13 protein-coding genes and 2 pseudogenes are annotated in these 17,412 nt (G+C 46.5%); 3 read left to right on the plus strand and 12 right to left on the minus strand.

The window, feature by feature from the left end:
- Positions 1-46: 46 nt before the first annotated feature.
- The 10 genes and pseudogenes from NZD89_RS15675 to NZD89_RS15720 form a co-directional block, all read right to left on the minus strand.
- Positions 47-724 carry a LutC/YkgG family protein gene (locus NZD89_RS15675; RefSeq protein WP_268003742.1) on the minus strand — a complete coding sequence of 226 codons (678 nt, stop codon included), beginning with the start codon at positions 722-724 and terminating at the stop codon, positions 47-49.
- 1 nt (position 725) lies between these two features.
- Positions 726-2,150 carry a LutB/LldF family L-lactate oxidation iron-sulfur protein gene (locus NZD89_RS15680; RefSeq protein ID WP_268003743.1) on the minus strand — a complete coding sequence of 475 codons (1,425 nt, stop codon included), beginning with the start codon at positions 2,148-2,150 and terminating at the stop codon, positions 726-728.
- Positions 2,150-2,881, minus strand: a complete 732-nt coding sequence (locus NZD89_RS15685; protein ID WP_268003744.1) for a (Fe-S)-binding protein — start codon at positions 2,879-2,881, stop codon at positions 2,150-2,152. Before NZD89_RS15685 ends, NZD89_RS15680 begins: the two co-directional genes overlap by 1 nt.
- Before the next feature lie 29 nt (positions 2,882-2,910).
- Entirely contained in the window at positions 2,911-3,918 is a 1,008-nt protein-coding gene (locus tag NZD89_RS15690) for a zinc-dependent alcohol dehydrogenase (RefSeq protein WP_268003745.1), read from the minus strand.
- 343 nt (positions 3,919-4,261) lie between these two features.
- Positions 4,262-5,332 (minus strand): ABC transporter substrate-binding protein, encoded by a 1,071-nt coding sequence (locus NZD89_RS15695; RefSeq protein ID WP_268003746.1) that lies wholly within the window; start codon positions 5,330-5,332, stop codon positions 4,262-4,264.
- 92 nt (positions 5,333-5,424) lie between these two features.
- Entirely contained in the window at positions 5,425-6,378 is a 954-nt protein-coding gene (locus NZD89_RS15700; protein WP_268003747.1) for an ABC transporter permease, read from the minus strand.
- Entirely contained in the window at positions 6,375-8,864 is a 2,490-nt protein-coding gene (locus NZD89_RS15705; RefSeq protein ID WP_268003748.1) for an ATP-binding cassette domain-containing protein, read from the minus strand. The genes NZD89_RS15700 and NZD89_RS15705 overlap by 4 nt, the downstream gene beginning before the upstream one ends.
- Positions 8,865-8,941: 77 nt before the next feature.
- On the minus strand, positions 8,942-9,670 hold the full coding sequence (locus NZD89_RS15710) for a cyclase family protein (RefSeq protein ID WP_268003749.1): 729 nt from the start codon (positions 9,668-9,670) through the stop codon (positions 8,942-8,944).
- Between the two features lie 694 nt (positions 9,671-10,364).
- Positions 10,365-11,736: pseudogene (locus tag NZD89_RS15715) on the minus strand (FAD-binding oxidoreductase).
- A gap of 25 nt (positions 11,737-11,761) precedes the next feature.
- Entirely contained in the window at positions 11,762-12,502 is a 741-nt protein-coding gene (locus NZD89_RS15720) for a cyclase family protein (RefSeq protein WP_268003750.1), read from the minus strand.
- A 55-nt stretch (positions 12,503-12,557) separates the two neighbouring features.
- Here NZD89_RS15720 and NZD89_RS15725 point away from each other — a divergent pair, with 55 nt between their 5' ends.
- The gene (locus tag NZD89_RS15725; RefSeq protein WP_268003751.1) at positions 12,558-13,901 is read left to right on the plus strand and encodes an IS1380 family transposase; all 1,344 of its coding nucleotides are present in this window, start codon (positions 12,558-12,560) and stop codon (positions 13,899-13,901) included.
- 621 nt (positions 13,902-14,522) lie between these two features.
- Here NZD89_RS15725 and NZD89_RS29670 read toward each other — a convergent pair.
- Positions 14,523-14,654, minus strand: a complete 132-nt coding sequence (locus NZD89_RS29670; RefSeq protein ID WP_369125199.1) for a hypothetical protein — start codon at positions 14,652-14,654, stop codon at positions 14,523-14,525.
- Between the two features lie 690 nt (positions 14,655-15,344).
- Between NZD89_RS29670 and NZD89_RS29675 the strand changes: the two genes are divergently transcribed.
- A complete protein-coding gene (locus NZD89_RS29675; protein WP_369125272.1) occupies positions 15,345-15,449 on the plus strand; it encodes an AraC family transcriptional regulator in 105 nt (34 codons plus the stop codon).
- Positions 15,450-15,685: 236 nt separating this feature from the next.
- On the opposite strand, the pseudogene NZD89_RS15730 reads toward NZD89_RS29675, so the two are convergent.
- Positions 15,686-16,485 (minus strand): annotated as a pseudogene (locus NZD89_RS15730) (AAA family ATPase); the annotation flags it as partial.
- On the opposite strand from NZD89_RS15730, the gene NZD89_RS30105 reads away from it, so the two are divergent.
- The gene (locus tag NZD89_RS30105; RefSeq protein ID WP_268003752.1) at positions 16,478-17,299 is read left to right on the plus strand and encodes an AraC family transcriptional regulator; all 822 of its coding nucleotides are present in this window, start codon (positions 16,478-16,480) and stop codon (positions 17,297-17,299) included. The pseudogene NZD89_RS15730 and the gene NZD89_RS30105 overlap by 8 nt on opposite strands.
- Positions 17,300-17,412: the final 113 nt, after the last annotated feature.

Below are 17,412 nucleotides of genomic sequence, written 5' to 3' on the forward strand. Positions count from 1 at the left end.
CAGCAACAGGATTTGAACAGCGGTCGGGGACACGTGATAAGCGATGCTATTCCACGATATACGCGTACACCTTCCCAGGCCCATGAACACCAACGGTTAAAACCATTTCTATATCACCCGTACGGCTTGGACCCGTTACAAAGTTTAAAGAAGATGGCATACCATGCTCGGTTGCGTGGCTTAACACCTCTGTCATACGCGGAACGAGTCGTTCCACAGGGATCAGGGCTAGGTACACCCATGGAAATAAACTAACCACCCGTCCATGTTCCGGAGACGCAAACAATGCGAGTGTTCCGGTTTCAGCGATGGCAAAGTCACACGTCGTGATCCCAAGTGTGCACTGCTCGGCCAGATCTATCATGTCTTCCCGCTCCGTCCAAGCTGTATATTCTGCACCAGAGGATACGACAGCTTCAGGAACTCCGTACTCAGAAAGCTCTGTCACATTCCATCCAAATGCTTTCTGTACACTGTGTTCAGCAACGAGCTTTCGAATGAGTCCAGGAATTTCACTTTTGTAAACCGTGCCGGCAATACCATGCAGATTATTCCAATTGATGATAAACTGCTCAATAAGCTCTTCTTTGCCTTGAGGAGAGTCCATGTCAACCAGACCGGCAACACCAACAGTTTTACGTTGTGGTGCCTCAATCAAAGGTTTAGACCTGCCCAGGCGACGCGCGATATGACTTAAAAACGCTCCTTCCTTTTCGTCGACCATGTTATTTTCCCCCCTGTTCCTTTTTCAATTGTTCAAGAAGTCCGTTTTGGACCCATTCCCGAAATGTAGTTTTGGCCACTTGAGGAAGGCTGCGCGAAGATGTCCAACCTGATAACCCTGGGAGTTTAGCATCAATTCTGCCGTTTTTTGAAACGAATTTCTGTAACGCTCTGCCCGTTTTCAACACAATTTTATATTTTTTCGCATCTGAGAATACAATGCCGAATTGCGTAAAAGCCATACGTTCCGTACGGGGTGTCAACCCTCGGCGCACATTGCGGTTTCGAAGTCGCACAATCATATCGGGCAAAGGAATTTTTACTGGACACGCTTCGGCACAGGCGCCGCATACACTGCAATCGTACGGAAGTTCTTGTATTGCCGTATCATGTTCATTCAGGAGAGGTGAGATGACGATACCGATGGGTCCAGAGTAAACAGAACCGTAGGCGTGCCCCCCCGTATGACGGAACGCGGGGCAGGCATTCAAACAGGCGCCGCAACGAATACAATTCAGTGCTTCCTGATACTCATCCCCGAGCAGATTATTGCGGTGGTTGTCGACAATAACGACATGGAATTCCTCAGGTCCATCCACTTCTAATCCTTGCCTCGGTCCGGAAATGAGTGTGACATAACTCGTAAGCTTTTGACCTGTCGCCGCCCGTGGCAATAGGTTCATAAAAACTTCCAAATCCGCAAGGCATGGTAGGATACGCTCCATCCCCATCACTGCAATATGAACGGGTGGAAGGGTAGTCACCATACGGGCATTCCCTTCGTTGGTAAACAACGAGATAGAACCAGTCTCAGCAATGGCGAAATTACATCCCGAAATTCCAATATCGCTGTGTAAAAATTTCTGCCGCAATACTTTGCGAGCAAACGCGGTCAACGCATGCGGATCACTTGGAATCTCTTTTCCTGCGATCTCGGTAAATCGCTTGGCCACTTGCTCCTTTGTTTTGTGAAGGCTGGGTCCCACTATGTGGGATGGAGTCTCTCCATCCAGTTGAATGATGTATTCCCCTAGGTCAGTTTCGATCACCTCTATTCCTTGATCCTGCAGGGCGTGGTTCAGATGGAGTTCCTCGGTGACCATGGATTTGGACTTAACAATGCTTTTCGCATGACGTCGAAGCGCAATCCGCTGCACGGTATCCACCGCCTCGGCACCAGATTGGCAAAAGTGGACTTGTCCTCCGTTTTTCCGTACATTTTCCGCAAACAAACCCAAGTAATAATCCAGATGCGCCTCTGTATGATTCCGAATCTCTCTAGCACGTTCACGAAAAGCCTCGTAAGGGATTTGGGGTTCTGCGGCTTTTTTTTGATTCTTCATATGGTCTACGGCACGTCGCACCGCGTCATGCAACCGTGCGTCTTGGAGTGCGTAGTGAATCCGCTCCTTCAATCCGTTCGCCACTACGAATCCATCCCCTCATCCAAAAATTGTGCAATATGTCGTACCTGAATCGCTTTATTCTCCCGCTGTAAGCGACCCGCAATATTCATTAGGCAGCCGAGATCCGTCCCGACAAGGACCTCGGCATTCGTCTTTTCGATGTTTTCCACCTTTTCGTCCACCATAGCCCGGGACAAATCTGACATTTTGACAGAAAAGGTCCCTCCAAATCCGCAACATTGGTCGGGGTGGGGAAGTTCTACATAGTCGATACCTCTCACATTTTCCAGTAGGTTCTTAGGCGGATCGACGACCCCCAAAAAGCGAGAACAATGACAAGATGGATGAAAGGTCACACGTTGTTTACTGGTTGCCCCCAGATCAGTGACTTTCAGTACTTCTACGAGAAATTGAGTGAACTCGAATGTTCGGGGAATTAGTGTTTCAGCAAGTGACTTGTAATACGGGTCGTCTTCCATGAGTTCCAAATAATTATGAACAATCATTCCGACACAAGATCCAGAGGGCGCCACAATGTACTCGCTATCCTTAAAGGCATCGAGCCAGTTCTTTGCTACTTGACGTGCCTCGTCCCAGTAACCCGAGTTAAACGCGGGTTGACCGCAACACGTCTGCTCCATCGGAAAATCAATGTCGTCCACACCATATCTCTGTAAAATGCGTACAACACTTTCTCCTACTTCTGGATACATTGCATCTGCGACGCAGGTGATAAAGAGGGAGACTTTCATGTATAATCACCTTTCATAAGAAAGACGTGTCAGACGGATAGCATAATCTTCGGGTATTGAGCGGATCCGTCAATTTGTTCGTCAAATGAAGATTTTCCTTCTTCGAGCGGGCGAACATGAAGCCAGGAGGCATCCGGGACCACTGCGTTTTTCTCAATCAGCGACAGCCCCTGTGCGAAATTCTGGTCGGAGTAGCTGAACGATCCTACAATCTCAATCTCTTTCCGGACAATCACGTTCCCTGGAATTACTGTATCGTCTTCGTGGAGTCCAATAAAAACGACTCGACCTCCGCTTTCAGCCATCGCAATTCCCTGCTGTCGCGTCGCGGGAAGTCCGACCGCATCGATGACTTTCTCAACTGATCCACCCGTTATTTCTCTGACTTTCTCGACGACGTCCACATTTTTGGGATTCAATGTATGGGTGGCTCCAAATGCTTTGCCTCGCTCCAGCCGCTCATCGTTTGTGTCAATCAGAATGAGTTGCCCCGCTCCACGCAAGGAAGCCGCTTTCAAAGAGAAAAGACCAATAATGCCAGCGCCAAACACAACCACGTTGTCATCCAAGGAGACCTTCGCTTGCTCCACGGCGCGGATACCGCAGGCCAACGGTTCTACGAGTGCACCTGCGAGTGCATCCCGTACAGGGAAACAGGCACTTGCAGGGACTTTAATATATTCTGCAAAAGCCCCAGGGTGATGAATACCTATGATGCTCCGGCGCGAACAATTCTGCTGGTCGCCGCGTTTGCACATCTTGCAATGCCCGCAAGAGATGAGCGGGTTGACGACAACAAGATCGCCTTGTTGAAATTCAGCAACCCCTTCTCCCAATTCAACCACTTCGCCCGTAAATTCGTGCCCCATAATCAGAGGGGGCTTGCGAAGGCTGTTTTCTCCAAGATACCCTGAAAGATCTGAACCACAAATCCCCGCATATTGCGTTTTTAATACCATCTCCCCTGTTTCTGCAACAGGCATGAGAACTTCTTGGAGTTGAAATTCACGCGGATTCGTCCAAACGAGTGCTTTCATTTGTAAATCTCCTTCTACGGTCATTTACTCAAATCGAATCTATAATACTTGTAGTTGTCGATTTTGGTAGGTAACGCATAAACCGTATAGAGCGCACTATCGATACCCTCGATTTTGCAATTCATGTTGAGAATCGGCCCCAATGTTCAAATCTACACTAATTAAAAAGTAGCGATCATGAAATGGGTCCATGCGCGGTCATCGTCCTATAATCAAGATACTCTATTGCATTAATCATTCAAACACCGCCCAAGTCAGTTAGCCTTGGGGCGGTGTTGTTGATACAACCACACTACATTAAGCTCGCACCACTTCCGTTACGCCACACTCATCTCGAACATGGTTATTGCGTCAGTAGGTTTTGCTTTACCCAACTGTAATCGTAGGAAGGTCCAGCCACGTCACTATCACCCAGAGTATCCCATTTACTTAAATCTTGTTGGGTTATTTTTACCGTTGGCATTGTTACACTCTGTGGAACCTTGGCTCCCTGCAATACTGCAAGGGCTAACCAGAAAGAGGCGGATCCTACCGTCGGAGAAGAAGATTCTGAGATGGTGGTATAGCCATCTTTCTTGTTCTGCTGTGCCCACCATTTCAACTCATCTCCACGATTTCCCATGATAATAATTGGTTCAGGCTTACCAGCTGCTGAGAATGCCTGTGCAATGCCATACCCGTCTCCCCCTTCGGTCGCGACCGCGTCCACTTTAGGAAGGCTTGGCAACAGGGATGCTACTGCGGATTGTGCAGTAGTCTCGGTCCAGTTACTGTAAACCTGTCCGACAATCCTAATTCCTGAGTATTTCTTAAATACATCCATTTCACCCTGATAAAAACCATTGTCGACGGATGTACCGGCGACGCCTCGACTAATCAACACGTTTCCTTTACCGTTTAATCGTTGCACAATATATTTAGCTTCGTCTTCACCCATACCGACGTAATCATAGTTCACTTTGTAAGCATCTGGACTCGTGACAACGGAATCAAACGAAATCACCGGTATCCCTGCGGCATGTGCTTTAGCAATGACTCCGTTTAACGCTGTAGTTGATGCTGAATCGATTACGATTGCACTGACACCCTTCAAAATCATGTCGTTTATCTGGGAGATCTGTTGGCTGGCTGTATTATCCGCGTTCACCACCTCGAAATTTGCAATCTCCCCCTGAGTTTTTGCTTGTTGGGCGGCTTGGGTGAACGAATTTACCATTTGTGTTCTCCAACTATTGCCGATATACGAGTTACTTAATGCGATAGTAAATTTACCGGAACTCTTATTACTAGAGCTACCACCACTAGAGTTACTTCCACTGCTATTCCCCAAACTTCCCGCTGTACCGCATGCGGTTAGTGCTAAAGTTAGCGTACAAACAACACCTAAAACAACTGAAAATTTCTTGAGTTTCACTTTGACTCCCCCTCAGAGTTGTATATACCATTATATGGATGATATTAAATGGTATCCGTTATTCAAAAAACAAAATTTCACTGATTTTTGTTTTACGCCCCTGCAGTACGTCGATTCGCGACTAGCAAAACGAGGATCACTAATGCCCCTTCGACCACATACTGCAGACCGATTGCTAGTTTTGTCACTTCCATGAGTGTGACTACCAGCGTCAAGAACAAAGCGCCGCCAAGTGTTCCTGTAACTGTGGATTTACCGCCTGAAACGAATGTCCCGCCTATAACAACCGCCCCAATCGATTCAAGGAGGTAAGGAGAGCCCATGTTCAAGAAGGCACCACCAACATAAACACTGAGCATCACACCGCCAAGCGCAGCCAATACTCCACTCAAGAGAAAACTGATAGATTGAACTCTCTTCGTTCTTATTCCCGCTAACTGTGCAGCACGCTTATTCTGCCCCATCGCTAGCAGCCTTCTACCGTATGGAGTGTGATTGAGAACCACACCTATAATGATGGCGACAATAATCGTCGCTATGACCATCCAGGGAACTCCTAAAAAATTTGCCTTCACAAAGTGCTGCAACAACGGACTTGCCTGTCCGGAGGAAAATCCGTGTGCATACACCAGTCCCGCGGTGTCAACGATATACCCCATAGCCAAAGTCGCTACAATAGACGGAATCTTGAGGAGAACAACGAGGATGGAGTTAGCAAAACCCACAGCAAGGCCTGCAACCAGTGAAATTAAAATACCCTTTAGCAAATTCGCGTTACTGCCATTCATGATCCCTTCGGACAGAAACGCAGTGAGTGTCATAACGTAAGGAATCGATAAATCAATACCTCCGTCTCCCCCAGTAATCACAAACATTTGTCCTAATCCTACGATTGCCAAAAAAGTTGCCAACGTCGCATTGATCATCAAGGTCTGCAATGAAAACTGTTTTGATAGGACCCCTATCACTATCCACATTAAAAAAGAGGCGAGTAGCGACCACAGCCAAGGTGTATTTTCCAGCCGATTTAGCCCAACGCGTTTCATCCTTGCTGTCCTCCTCTTTTCTGGAACGCCCTGCTTACCAGAACTAAAATCAGAAGTATGCCCTCTAGCCCTGATTGGTAATTCGAACCCACTGATAAAAATCCGAGTAACGAGCCAATCAACGACAGTGTCAATGCCCCGGCAATAATTCCTATCGGCAACACAATTCCCCCGGAGAATTCACTGCCCCCGAGAATTACAGCCGCAATGCCTAACAGGGTGTAGGAACTTGATGCATTGGCATCGGAACTAGTATTTACAGCTGTAACTGCAATACCGGCTAATACAGCCATCAGGCCTGCGAGAAGATATAACGTGATTCTAGCCTTAAGACTGGACCACCCTGCGCGGACGACTGCCTCAGGTTGATTGCCAAAACTGCGTAGTACAGTTCCGTATTTGGACTTAAACAAGAACCAATAGCCCACTACACCAAAGATGACAGTTAGCCAGATGGGCTCTGGGATCACAGGGATGTTGATTCCGTACAAGCTCATCAACCATTGTGGTGCAGAACCTCCTGGGGTACTTTGAATGGTTAACGCAAGGCCTAACCATATAAAGGAAGCCCCCAGTGTAACAACAATTGCCGGGATTTTCCGAAGGTGAACAATAGCACCCATCGCACCATATAGTCCGATTAAAATCAGTAGCGACAACACGCCTAATAACGGCTTAGTGACCAAGTATGTCGCACAAATGACGTTCACAAGCCCCATAAATGCCCCTAGACCCAAATCAATATCACCTGAGAGGATGACAAACATTTCACTGAATGCCGCCAAGACGAGTGGAACTGCTGAACTGAACAGAAGTCCTAAACCAAAACTGGACATAGACCTTTGGTTTATACTGAATATTGATATTAAAACAACAACAAACGCTAGAATCGGAAGGAACCAACGTTTTCGAAAAACAGATAACAGAGAATTCGAACGCTTTGTTGTTCGTTGTGTGGAAGTTTCATGGTCTGGAATATCTTCGACTGGAAGATATGCAGCAGCGATTACTTCACTTTCTTCGATGTTGGGCCCTATTATCTCCCGGGCGATTTGCTTCTTCCGCATGACATAAACACGGTCGCATTCTTCCATTTCCTTATCTTCGGTACTGTGCCAAATCACAGTTCTACCATTCGCAGCAGCGTGCTTAAGAAGATCGTAGATTTCCTGCTTTGTTTCAATATCCACACCTCTGGTGGGATCGTCCAGCAGAATCAATTCCGCGTCGGACGCTAATACTCGTGCAATTAGTGCTTTTTGTTGGTTTCCCCCACTCAAACTAGTTATCTGATCATTGGCACTATTCGCCTTAAATTTAAGTCTATCAAACCACTCGTTCGCCATCCGTTTGGCAGCCGTCCTATTAATAATCCCGATACGAGTCAGCCTGGAAATATTCGTGATGGTGATATTATCCTCAATACTCCAATACGGGAATACGCCTTCACCAGCACGATTGCCGCTCACATATGCCGCTTTACAATCTACTACAATGGAATCCTTCCGTTTACCAGCATGCTGAAACAAGGTATGCAACAGTGGCAGTTGACCACTGCCTTCGAGACCAGAAATGCCTATGATTTCTCCCGGACGTGCAACGATGTTTACATGATATAACGAATTAGAAGTGAAATTTTTTAACTCTACAATCGGTGAAGCAGAACTGTCCGTGACCCTAGTTTCCCCTTCCGTCACATCTCGTTCACGACCGACACCGCCCATGAGGACGACTAGATCCTCCTCTGTGGTGTCAGCTGCGGCGCCCTCCCATTCCAGACATCCGTTTCGCATCACAACTAACGAGTCTACAATTGCTATCACTTCTTTTAATTTGTGGGAAATGTAGATGATTGACACGCCTTGTTGCTTTAAATTTCGAACGAATGTATGCAACTGTTCGATTCGCTCGGTGGTCAATGATGACGTTGGTTCGTCAAGAATCAATAGTTTCAAGTTGGGATTTTGCGTTGCTCGAGCAAATTCGATCATTTGCCGCTGTGTTAAAGACAATTCTGCAACAGGTTTGGAAACATCAATGTCGTTTCTGGGGAACACGCTCTCAAGCGCCTTCTCCGCCATCCCTTTGGCCTGAGCTCTCCGTCTTCTTCCCTTAAAAGACGGGTAATCAACGAAGAAATTCTCGTAAACGCTCAGATTTGTCGACAGAGATAGTTCTTGATACACACTTGCAATTCCATGTGAACGCGCAAATCTTGCATTGTAATGACTCAGCTCTACCACTTCATCATCGATGACGAGTTGTCCTGACGTGAAATTCGTTACACCTGATAACAGCTTCATAACTGTACTCTTTCCTGCGCCATTCGAACCCATCAAACCAATGATGGCACCCGCAGGGATTTCCATATCGAGATTGTTAACAGCCTGTGTTGGCCCATAGCGTTTTGAAACATTTTTTAGGGACACCCGTGAAACAGCAACACCCGTTGCACGTTCTTGTATTTGATATGTTCCTATCACCATGTAGCCCCCCCAAATCTGATATTCCCTTCGAAAAAATCGGTTCACAAGAGGGAAATCGCTTAAAACTTGAACAATATTTACACTTCTATTCGTGGAACAAACGCCACCGCTCGGACCGGTGAGCCTGAGCCTGAACCAATTTTTAATGGGAAAGCAAAGAACAATGAGTATTTTGGTAGTTTCTGTAAATTATTTAAATTCTCGATAATTAAAACTTCATTGCCTAGTAACTCATAATGTGCCGGATTGTCGGATGCCACATAACTGTCAATAGCCAGGGTATCACAACCGACTGCCTTAACTTCTTTACTCACCAAGTATTCTGCGGCATCCTTACCCAAGCCAGGCCAATCCTTGAGAAATTCATTCCCACGCGGTCTGATGTCCCAGCGTTTATCCCATCCATAACGAATCAGCACGATTTCACCGCCGAGCAGGGTTCCATTCTTTTCCTCCCACTCGTTAATTTTTTGATAGCTTAACGTGCCATTTGGCGGCACGTCAGTAGCGTCAATCACCACTGCTTTGCCAAAAACCTGTTGTAAATTGACTTTATCAACACCATAGTGCGCCTTTCCCTCTCGGATAAAATGTAAGGGGGCATCCATGTGTGTTCCTGTATGTTCAGACATTACCAACTGATAGTGGGATGCTATGTCACCGCTTTCATACGACTCATATAATGTGTGCCCAAACCTGGAATGAGTAGGCCATGCCGGTATGTTCTCTACGAGCGTATGACTCAAATCGATTATCTCAAAGCTCTCAGTCAACAACTCTGATATTGTATGCACTGGATTCTTCATTAAACTCCTCCAATTTGCGGATTCGCATTTATGAACTCTCACAGATAGAACCCTTTCAATGTTTCACAATTGTTTTATCATTTATATTGAATCAAGTTATGTTTAACACTCAATGTATTCCCGTTGAACAGAAAAAATCTGACAGATAGGGATTTTAACGACCAAAAATGAATGGGTATTGTTATGTGAGTATTTGATTCTTGTTACTCTTAAAGATTCACGCGTTTCGTTGAAAACATTTCATAGAGATTCGATCTATTGGAGATAGCATTGTGTTTCAGATCCATTATTCAAAAGAGCAAAATGTATGGCTCGTGCGATCACAAATGGCATGGCACGGGAATCGATACATTCGGCACATGAATCATTGAACTCCACTCGGACATACTGCCAATGACATTGTTAAAACCTGCGACACCTCTCCAAAATTAACTATAGACGCTAAATCATCAGATGAATATTTGACAAATTGGCTCTCACTAAATCATACACAGAGGACTATTTTTTATGCCTGTAAGCTCTCAATATGTAGCCTGGTTCAACAGACGATATTCGTATTCATCTGATGAATTAAGGGAATTGGAGAAATACAAGAGGGCTGACACCTCAAGAGAGGTGTCAGCCTGTTAGGAAGATAAATCTACAATATTGCATGTCCTGCTCCCTCTGCTCTCAGATTGCGTCGAGAATACGTTCAGTCTGCGTCTATGAGCTTCCCTGGATTTAAAATATGTTTTGGATCGAGAGCCATTTTGATGGCTCTCATCACTTCAATGGCTGGGCCGTGTTCCTTCTCTTGATATTTTCTTTTGCCAAGGCCAACACCATGTTCCCCCGTACAAGTTCCGCCAAGACTGAGCGCATGGTAGACGAGCTGTTCGTTGAATTGATGTGCGCGGGAGACACTGTCTGGATCATTTGGATTCACTGCGACGCTAACGTGGAAGTTTCCATCTCCAACATGGCCAATAACACACCCAATAATATCTAGCTCCTCAATCAATCGCTTTGCCCTTGTTACGGATTCAGGCAGCTTGGAAATTGGGACACATACGTCTGTAGCCATGTGGCCATATCCAACATGCTGATGGGTAAACGCGTAAGCTGCTGAGTGACGTGCGTCCCAAAGTTGATTACGTTCACGTTCATCGGATACAAATTGAAAGTCGACGCAACCTTCCTCCACAGCAATCTCTTGTGCGAGTCTGACATCAGATTGTACACTATCAAAATTACCCCGAAATTCCAGAAATAAAGTAGGTACTGTATTGTAATTTGTCCTTTTAAACGCATTTACCGCTTCAATGAACGGGCCGTCAACCAACTCCACACGAGCCACTGGTACACCTGCTCCAATCAGTGCCGTCGACGCGTTCACGCAACTTTGGATATCGGGGAATTCAGCCCTCGCTGCCGCAGTTGTTTCCGGAATTCCAAAGAGACGCAGCGTAACTTCGGTGAAAATACCTAGAGTCCCTTCCGAACCTACGAACAACTGAGTTAGGTTGTATCCCGAAGATGACTTAACTGTTAAAGAACCGGTCCGAATGACTTCACCGTTAGCGAGAACAATTTCAAGGGAGCGGACGTTTTCTCTCATAGTTCCATAGTGGACTGCCGTCGTACCGCTTGCATTGGTAGATGCCATGCCCCCCAACGAGGCGTCTGCACCCTGGATCAACGGGGAAAAAGAGACCATAGCGCTTCAGTTCTTGATTTAGTCGTACACGGGTGACGCCAGTTTGTACCCGAACCAAGAAGTCATCCGGTCGAATTTCGAGAATCTTATTCATTCGCATCATATCAATGGAAATTCCGCGTTTAACAGGAACCACATGGCCTTCTAAACCGCTCCCCATTCCAAAAGGAACAATAGGGATGCTGTGCTCGTTTGCATAACGAACAACTTTCACAACTTCCTCAGTGGACTCTGGAAACACTACTACATCTGGTAAAACCGGTAGGTGATAGGATTCATCTTTGCTGTGCTGTTCAAGTACACTTTGATTCGTTGAGACTTGCTCTGCAGAAAGCAAATTGCGCAAGTCCTGCTCAATACTTGTCATTACAATTCCTCCATTCTGCACACCTTCATCGGGCACTGATCGCCACAACTGTGCACGGCGCACTGTCAACTTCTGCGACGCGCAACGGCAATGCGATGACTGTTTGTAGATGGTCCTGTACCAAGTTTTCAAAATTCAAATCCTCAATAATGAGAACATAGTGTTCGTGAAAATTGCCCAACATCCACTGATGTGCCAGTACACCCTCTGATCCCTTTTGATAGGCAGCTAATGAAATAAAGTCAAGTCCCACTGCCTTTAATTTAGGGAATTGTTTAACAATATACTCACATAATTCAGGAGACACACCAGGACCATGACTGGCGTAAAGTTCAGGATCACTTGAGCGGATTTTAGTGAAATGTGTTCGGAACAATATTGCGTCCGAGTTTGCAATTCGATCTTCGTATGGCTTAATATCCTCGATTGTGATCAACTCATCCGGGCCGAGGGTCACGTCGACCAGGACGGGTGATTCATACACGAAGCGCTCGGCTGGAACTTCGTATAATTGAATACCAGTGGGATTGAAATGGTTTGGGCCGTCCATATGGCTGGAAAAGTGGTTGAATAAGTGTAATGAGTAGGTGTTCGCAGACTGCCCGTTCACCCCAATTTGAGAGGTTTGTTCGAATTCAAATGTAGGCGAATTGGGCCAACCAGGGTCCCCCTTGCGTATGGGGTGAGACAAGAATTGAATCATTGCTATTCCCCTGAATCCGTGACGTGGATTTTCAAGAGGACGACAAAAATCGCGTGAAATCAAGTAAAATGGCGCTATCAGATGGACGAATCTACCTCACCTACTTGGTGGTGCCTTCATGCGTTTTGTGATCGAAGAGTCAGATGAAATATTGACATCCCATTCTGGACTTGCTCTGGTTGGACTGCTCCTTGGCAAGACTCAACTATCCGCACGTCTCAATGCCCTCCCTGTCCCAGGGCGCGCGTATACGGAAATTTCGAATCAAGATGTTGCCTACGCCTACCTGGGCCTCTTGTGTCAGGGGAAGAGCGACTTTGACCACATTGAGCCGTTGCGTCAGGACGAGTTCTTCCCTGAAGCGCTGACCATTTCCAATGTACCGTCGAGTCCAACACTACGCCAACGCCTGGATCTCGTAGCACCCGAAGAAAAATGTGACTGGCAATCGGTTATCCTCGAAGAATCAGCTGACCTATTGAGCAAGGTGGGCGTGTACCTTGCACCCATTGTACTGGGGGATGGGCATCGTGAATATCTACCGCTTGACATTGATGTATCCCCATTTGACAACTCAGGAACCAAGAAGGAGGGCGTGTCTCGTACCTATAAAGGGTGCGACGGATACGCGCCGATTTTCGCTTACTTAGGACAGGAAGGATACGCCGTTCACGTAGAGTTCCGAACGGGAAGTACACATTGTCAAAAGGGGACCGCCGCGTTTCTGGCTCAGAGTATCCGCTATGCTCAACGAATTTCGGACAAGCGCCTACTCGTACGCTTAGATGCGGGAAATGACAGCGTAGAAAACTTAGTCGTATGCAGGGCCGACGAAACCTCGGCCGACTTTATCGTGAAGAAGAACCTACGTAAGGAGAACCCGAATGCGTGGTTGCTGACGGCTGAGCAACACGGTACCTACACAGAGCCCCGTGCAGGGAAGAAGGTGTACAGAGGGTCCATCCTGTCTCCAATGAAGGGATTAGAAAAACCGGTCCGGATGGTGTTTGAAGTGATTGAACGCACGATCCAGAGCGACGGTCAAGCATTACTCATCCCGAGCATTGAGGTAAACGTCTACGTCACGAGCTTGCCAGAGGCTCCAGAGGTGATCATCGACCTGTATCATGCACATGGAACGATGGAGCAATTTCATAGCGAGATCAAGACAGATTTAGATTTGGAACGGTTGCCCTCGGGGAAGTTTGCAACGAACGACCTTGTCTTGCATTTTGGTGTACTGGCATATAACCTGTTGCGCATCATCGGACAGGAGAGCCTGAGAGAGCAGGATGCACCGATTCGGAAGAAAGCAGAGAGGCGACGCATACGCACCGTGATCCAGAATCTCATCACGCTTGCGGCGAAAATGACGAGACACGCGAGGCAGACACGGCTACGATTCGGACGAGGTAACCGGTGGTTGCCCGTGTTTAGGCGACTATACGAAGCATTTGGATGAAGAAGGGAAAGAGCGTCCGATGTATCCACATGTGAATGCATCCCTGAAACGAAGGGGTTATTCACCTGTGGACAAATTCACAGACTCCTCTCTTCTGCAAAAATGAACCACTCTGTTGACTGCTCGCCGACGCTTGGAGTCATGTTCAAAACTACCTTGACCAGTCTCTACAGACGTCACGGATTCAGGATTCCTCCATATCCCCTTAATTATCCAAGTAATTCCTGTCGATGATATGATAGCTTTCCCACGTGATCGATTTCGATATTTGTTCCATGAGGGGCCAAACCTTTGCATGTTCAGGCCCCAAGGCCCACTTTCGACGTAAGGACTCCGAATCGAATACAATGTCTATCTCGAACCTTTGGACATGCCTCCGTACTTTTTTATAAGGTCGTGTGCCAAAAGCCCTCTTGAATCTGAATGATCGGGAAATTCACTCCAATAGAGTCTCTGTAACTCATCGTGTTTGTCTTGATCGACTTCAAAATAGATATCGTCACCATTCCCAACACCTCCACGGCGGCTGAACAACATTTTGAAAACGCAGCGCCAGTTCCCATGCTGGTATCCAGTTCGGCAAAAACACTTCCATTATTCAGACTTCCGTCCGAATGTACATCAAAACACACGTACGTGCTGTCGACTAGAGTCATCAATATACAATTTTTGTTCATCTGGACTGAATGCGAGTTCATTGGGCTGTTCGAAATCGTCCACAAGCGGAACGGGTTCCGAATGATCGGGCGACAACCGATAGACACCTTGAAATGGAAGTTCCTATTCACCCAAGACACCAAATTCTGCGGTCAAACCAAATGTCGGATCCGTAAATAAAACAGTTCCGTCTGACCCGACCACAATATCATTTGGACTATTGAGTCTCTTCCCATTATAATGGTCAACCAATGTGTCTTGCAGCATTCCTGGAAGCGAGACGCGTCGACCAGCATGTTCACATGCCAGACACTTTCCATCGGCAGAGAGAGTTAACCCATTGGACATTTGTGATGGACAACGTTCAATCATGATCTTTCCATCTTCGTCATCACTCTCACTCCTCACTATAAAACTATCATTCTTGACACTGGAATATTCGCTTCACGATTCCTTGACAAATAGAGGTGGGCGCATTCAACACGATTTCTCGTCTTCAAAGCCCCCATAACAAACCGAGCTCTCATTCGAGGCTACCGAGTTGCTTGTTCTGCCAAACGAGGGGCGTCCAATTCATCTAATTCATCGTACGAGACAGATAAAATGAATACACGATTCCGAATGCCCATCTTACATCTCGAGTCAGATTACTCATGATGATCACAAGACAGACTCCAATCGGAAAAACAAGTAAAAGGATTATAATCGAACCTATCAGGCTCAGGTAAAATCGTTCCCGGAGCTGGAAACTTTACCGTCTATCACGCAGTTACATACCTGACATTTATTTGTTTAACTTTTCAGTCACATCGTGTCTATTTCTCACAGCAATTTAAGCGCTACTTCGGCTGCTCGCCGACCGAATATCGTCACCACGGAAGGTCCCAATGACGGCTTTATTTTATTACAGCAACAGGATTTGAACAGCTGTATGAATTAAGTGTTTTGCATATTTCTAAGCACTTGGACGGCAAGGAATTAGAAATATGCAAAACACTCATTGTGAAAATTTATTTACATCCCCATCATATCGCGAAGATGCTCCTCCTCATCCTTCGTTATGCCGCCTTGCCCATATCGCACCTTGTCATACAATTCTTCAAGGTATCTGCAACCTTATCCACTCCCTACGCAAAACTTTCTGTCGGTACAGGCAACGTGCTAATGATCCGCTCGATGATACCCATCGCTCCATGTCCGTCGTGACGTGATCGGTGAGACAAGGTCATCCGATGCGCCAAAACCGGTACGGCCATTGCCTTGACGTCGTCAGACGTCACGTATGAACGCTTGCGCAGAACGGCTCGTACCTGCGCCCAGGAGCGCTTGACTGCCGCGAGGACTCACCCCGAGATGGACATCGCGTTGGTTGCGCGTCGCTTCAACGATATCAAGCAAATAGCGCAGGACGTCATCGGACACATCCACTTGGGTGACTGCCTGTTGGGCCGCGACGATATATGCTTTACTGACCTTCGGCTGTTGACGGATAGCCGATGTGCAACTGGAACAAAAACCTATCTAACTGCGCCTCCGGCAGTGGAAATGTCCCATGACTCTCCACTGGATTTTGTGTCGCTATGACGAGAAAGGGTCTGTCAAGGACATGCGTTTCACCATCAATGGTCACCTGGCGCTCTTCCATGCTCTCCAGTAGACTCGACTGGGTGCGCGGCGTCGCCCGATTAATTTCATCTGCCAGCAAAATATTCGTGAAGATAGGGCCGGGTCGGAATTGAAATCGGGAAGATTGTTGGTTGAAGAAGTCGATACCGGTCAAATCGCTGGGCAATAAATCTGGGGTAAACTGAACACGTTTGGTTGTACATGCAATCGATTTGGCAAGCGCTTTCCCCATCATCGTCTTGCCGATGCCCGGCACGTCTTCGAGCAGTACATGCCCGCGTGCAAGGATGGCGATGAACAACGGGCGGCTGCCGAGTCTTTTGTACTCAGGCCAAATTTCGAATGAACCGAATTGGAGCTTTCCGAGTCATAAACCCGATGACTTCTGTGAGGTTATTTATGTTCAAAGAGGTGAAGGTATCCTTAAAATTAACAATCGGGAGTATGGTTCACGTCAGGGTGATATTGTGATCTTTAACCCCGGGGTACTTCATGAAGAGAAACCCAATCCTCAAAACGAACTGCACACTTACTTTTGCGGAATTGGAAACCTGCATATCCGCGGTATGAAACCAGGACATCTGATTTCTGACAATATGGAACCAATCATCCACGCCAATAAATACGTGTACAAGATTGAGAGCTACATATCAGACATTTTTAAGGAATGTACGTCTCAAGTTATTGGTTATGAAACGGTCAGTGAAACGTTGCTGAGTTCATTGATAGTGCTCATTCTTAGAATCATTCAAACCGAGCATCCTTACTGTAATACCCGTATTACGCCATCCTCACGCCCACTTGCTCGTCAAATCCAAGAATATATTGATTTAAATTACACCCACTTCACTTCTATTAGCGACGTTGCCAACCGTTTTTACATCAGCCCTGACTATCTATCGCACATATTTAAAGAAGGAACTGGAAAATCATTGATCAGCTATGTGATTAACCGTCGTCTAGGACATGCGAAAACATTATTACTGACCACAAGAGTATTCAAGATATCTCTGAGATGGTCGGATATCAAAATGCAAATCATTTTAGCGTCATGTTTAAAAAGATGTTTGGAGAGTCCCCTGCACAATTTCGAAAGCGAGTTCTGGGATGAATGAATTACGTCATGAATCCCATTCTTTTGTAGGATGGTGGACCTTAACAATGAATAGTTCAACACCCCTTCTACTCATTGCCCACTGGCTCTGAAGTGAAACAAAAAAGGCCCCTA

This window comes from Alicyclobacillus fastidiosus, from assembly GCF_026651875.1.
Lineage (GTDB): Bacteria > Bacillota > Bacilli > Alicyclobacillales > Alicyclobacillaceae > Alicyclobacillus > Alicyclobacillus fastidiosus.

What these genes read in the sequence shown, in the direction of transcription:
- NZD89_RS15725 (WP_268003751.1), top strand. Translation starts at nt 12,558, where the DNA reads ATGCGTTTTGTGATCGAAGAGTCAGATGAAATATTGACATCCCATTCT.
- NZD89_RS15705 (WP_268003748.1), bottom strand. Translation starts at nt 8,864, where the DNA reads ATGGTGATAGGAACATATCAAATACAAGAACGTGCAACGGGTGTTGCT.
- NZD89_RS15700 (WP_268003747.1), bottom strand. Translation starts at nt 6,378, where the DNA reads ATGAAACGCGTTGGGCTAAATCGGCTGGAAAATACACCTTGGCTGTGG.
- NZD89_RS15690 (WP_268003745.1), bottom strand. Translation starts at nt 3,918, where the DNA reads ATGAAAGCACTCGTTTGGACGAATCCGCGTGAATTTCAACTCCAAGAA.
- NZD89_RS15675 (WP_268003742.1), bottom strand. Translation starts at nt 724, where the DNA reads ATGGTCGACGAAAAGGAAGGAGCGTTTTTAAGTCATATCGCGCGTCGC.
- NZD89_RS30105 (WP_268003752.1), top strand. Translation starts at nt 16,478, where the DNA reads ATGAACAACGGGCGGCTGCCGAGTCTTTTGTACTCAGGCCAAATTTCG.
- NZD89_RS15710 (WP_268003749.1), bottom strand. Translation starts at nt 9,670, where the DNA reads ATGAAGAATCCAGTGCATACAATATCAGAGTTGTTGACTGAGAGCTTT.
- NZD89_RS15685 (WP_268003744.1), bottom strand. Translation starts at nt 2,881, where the DNA reads ATGAAAGTCTCCCTCTTTATCACCTGCGTCGCAGATGCAATGTATCCA.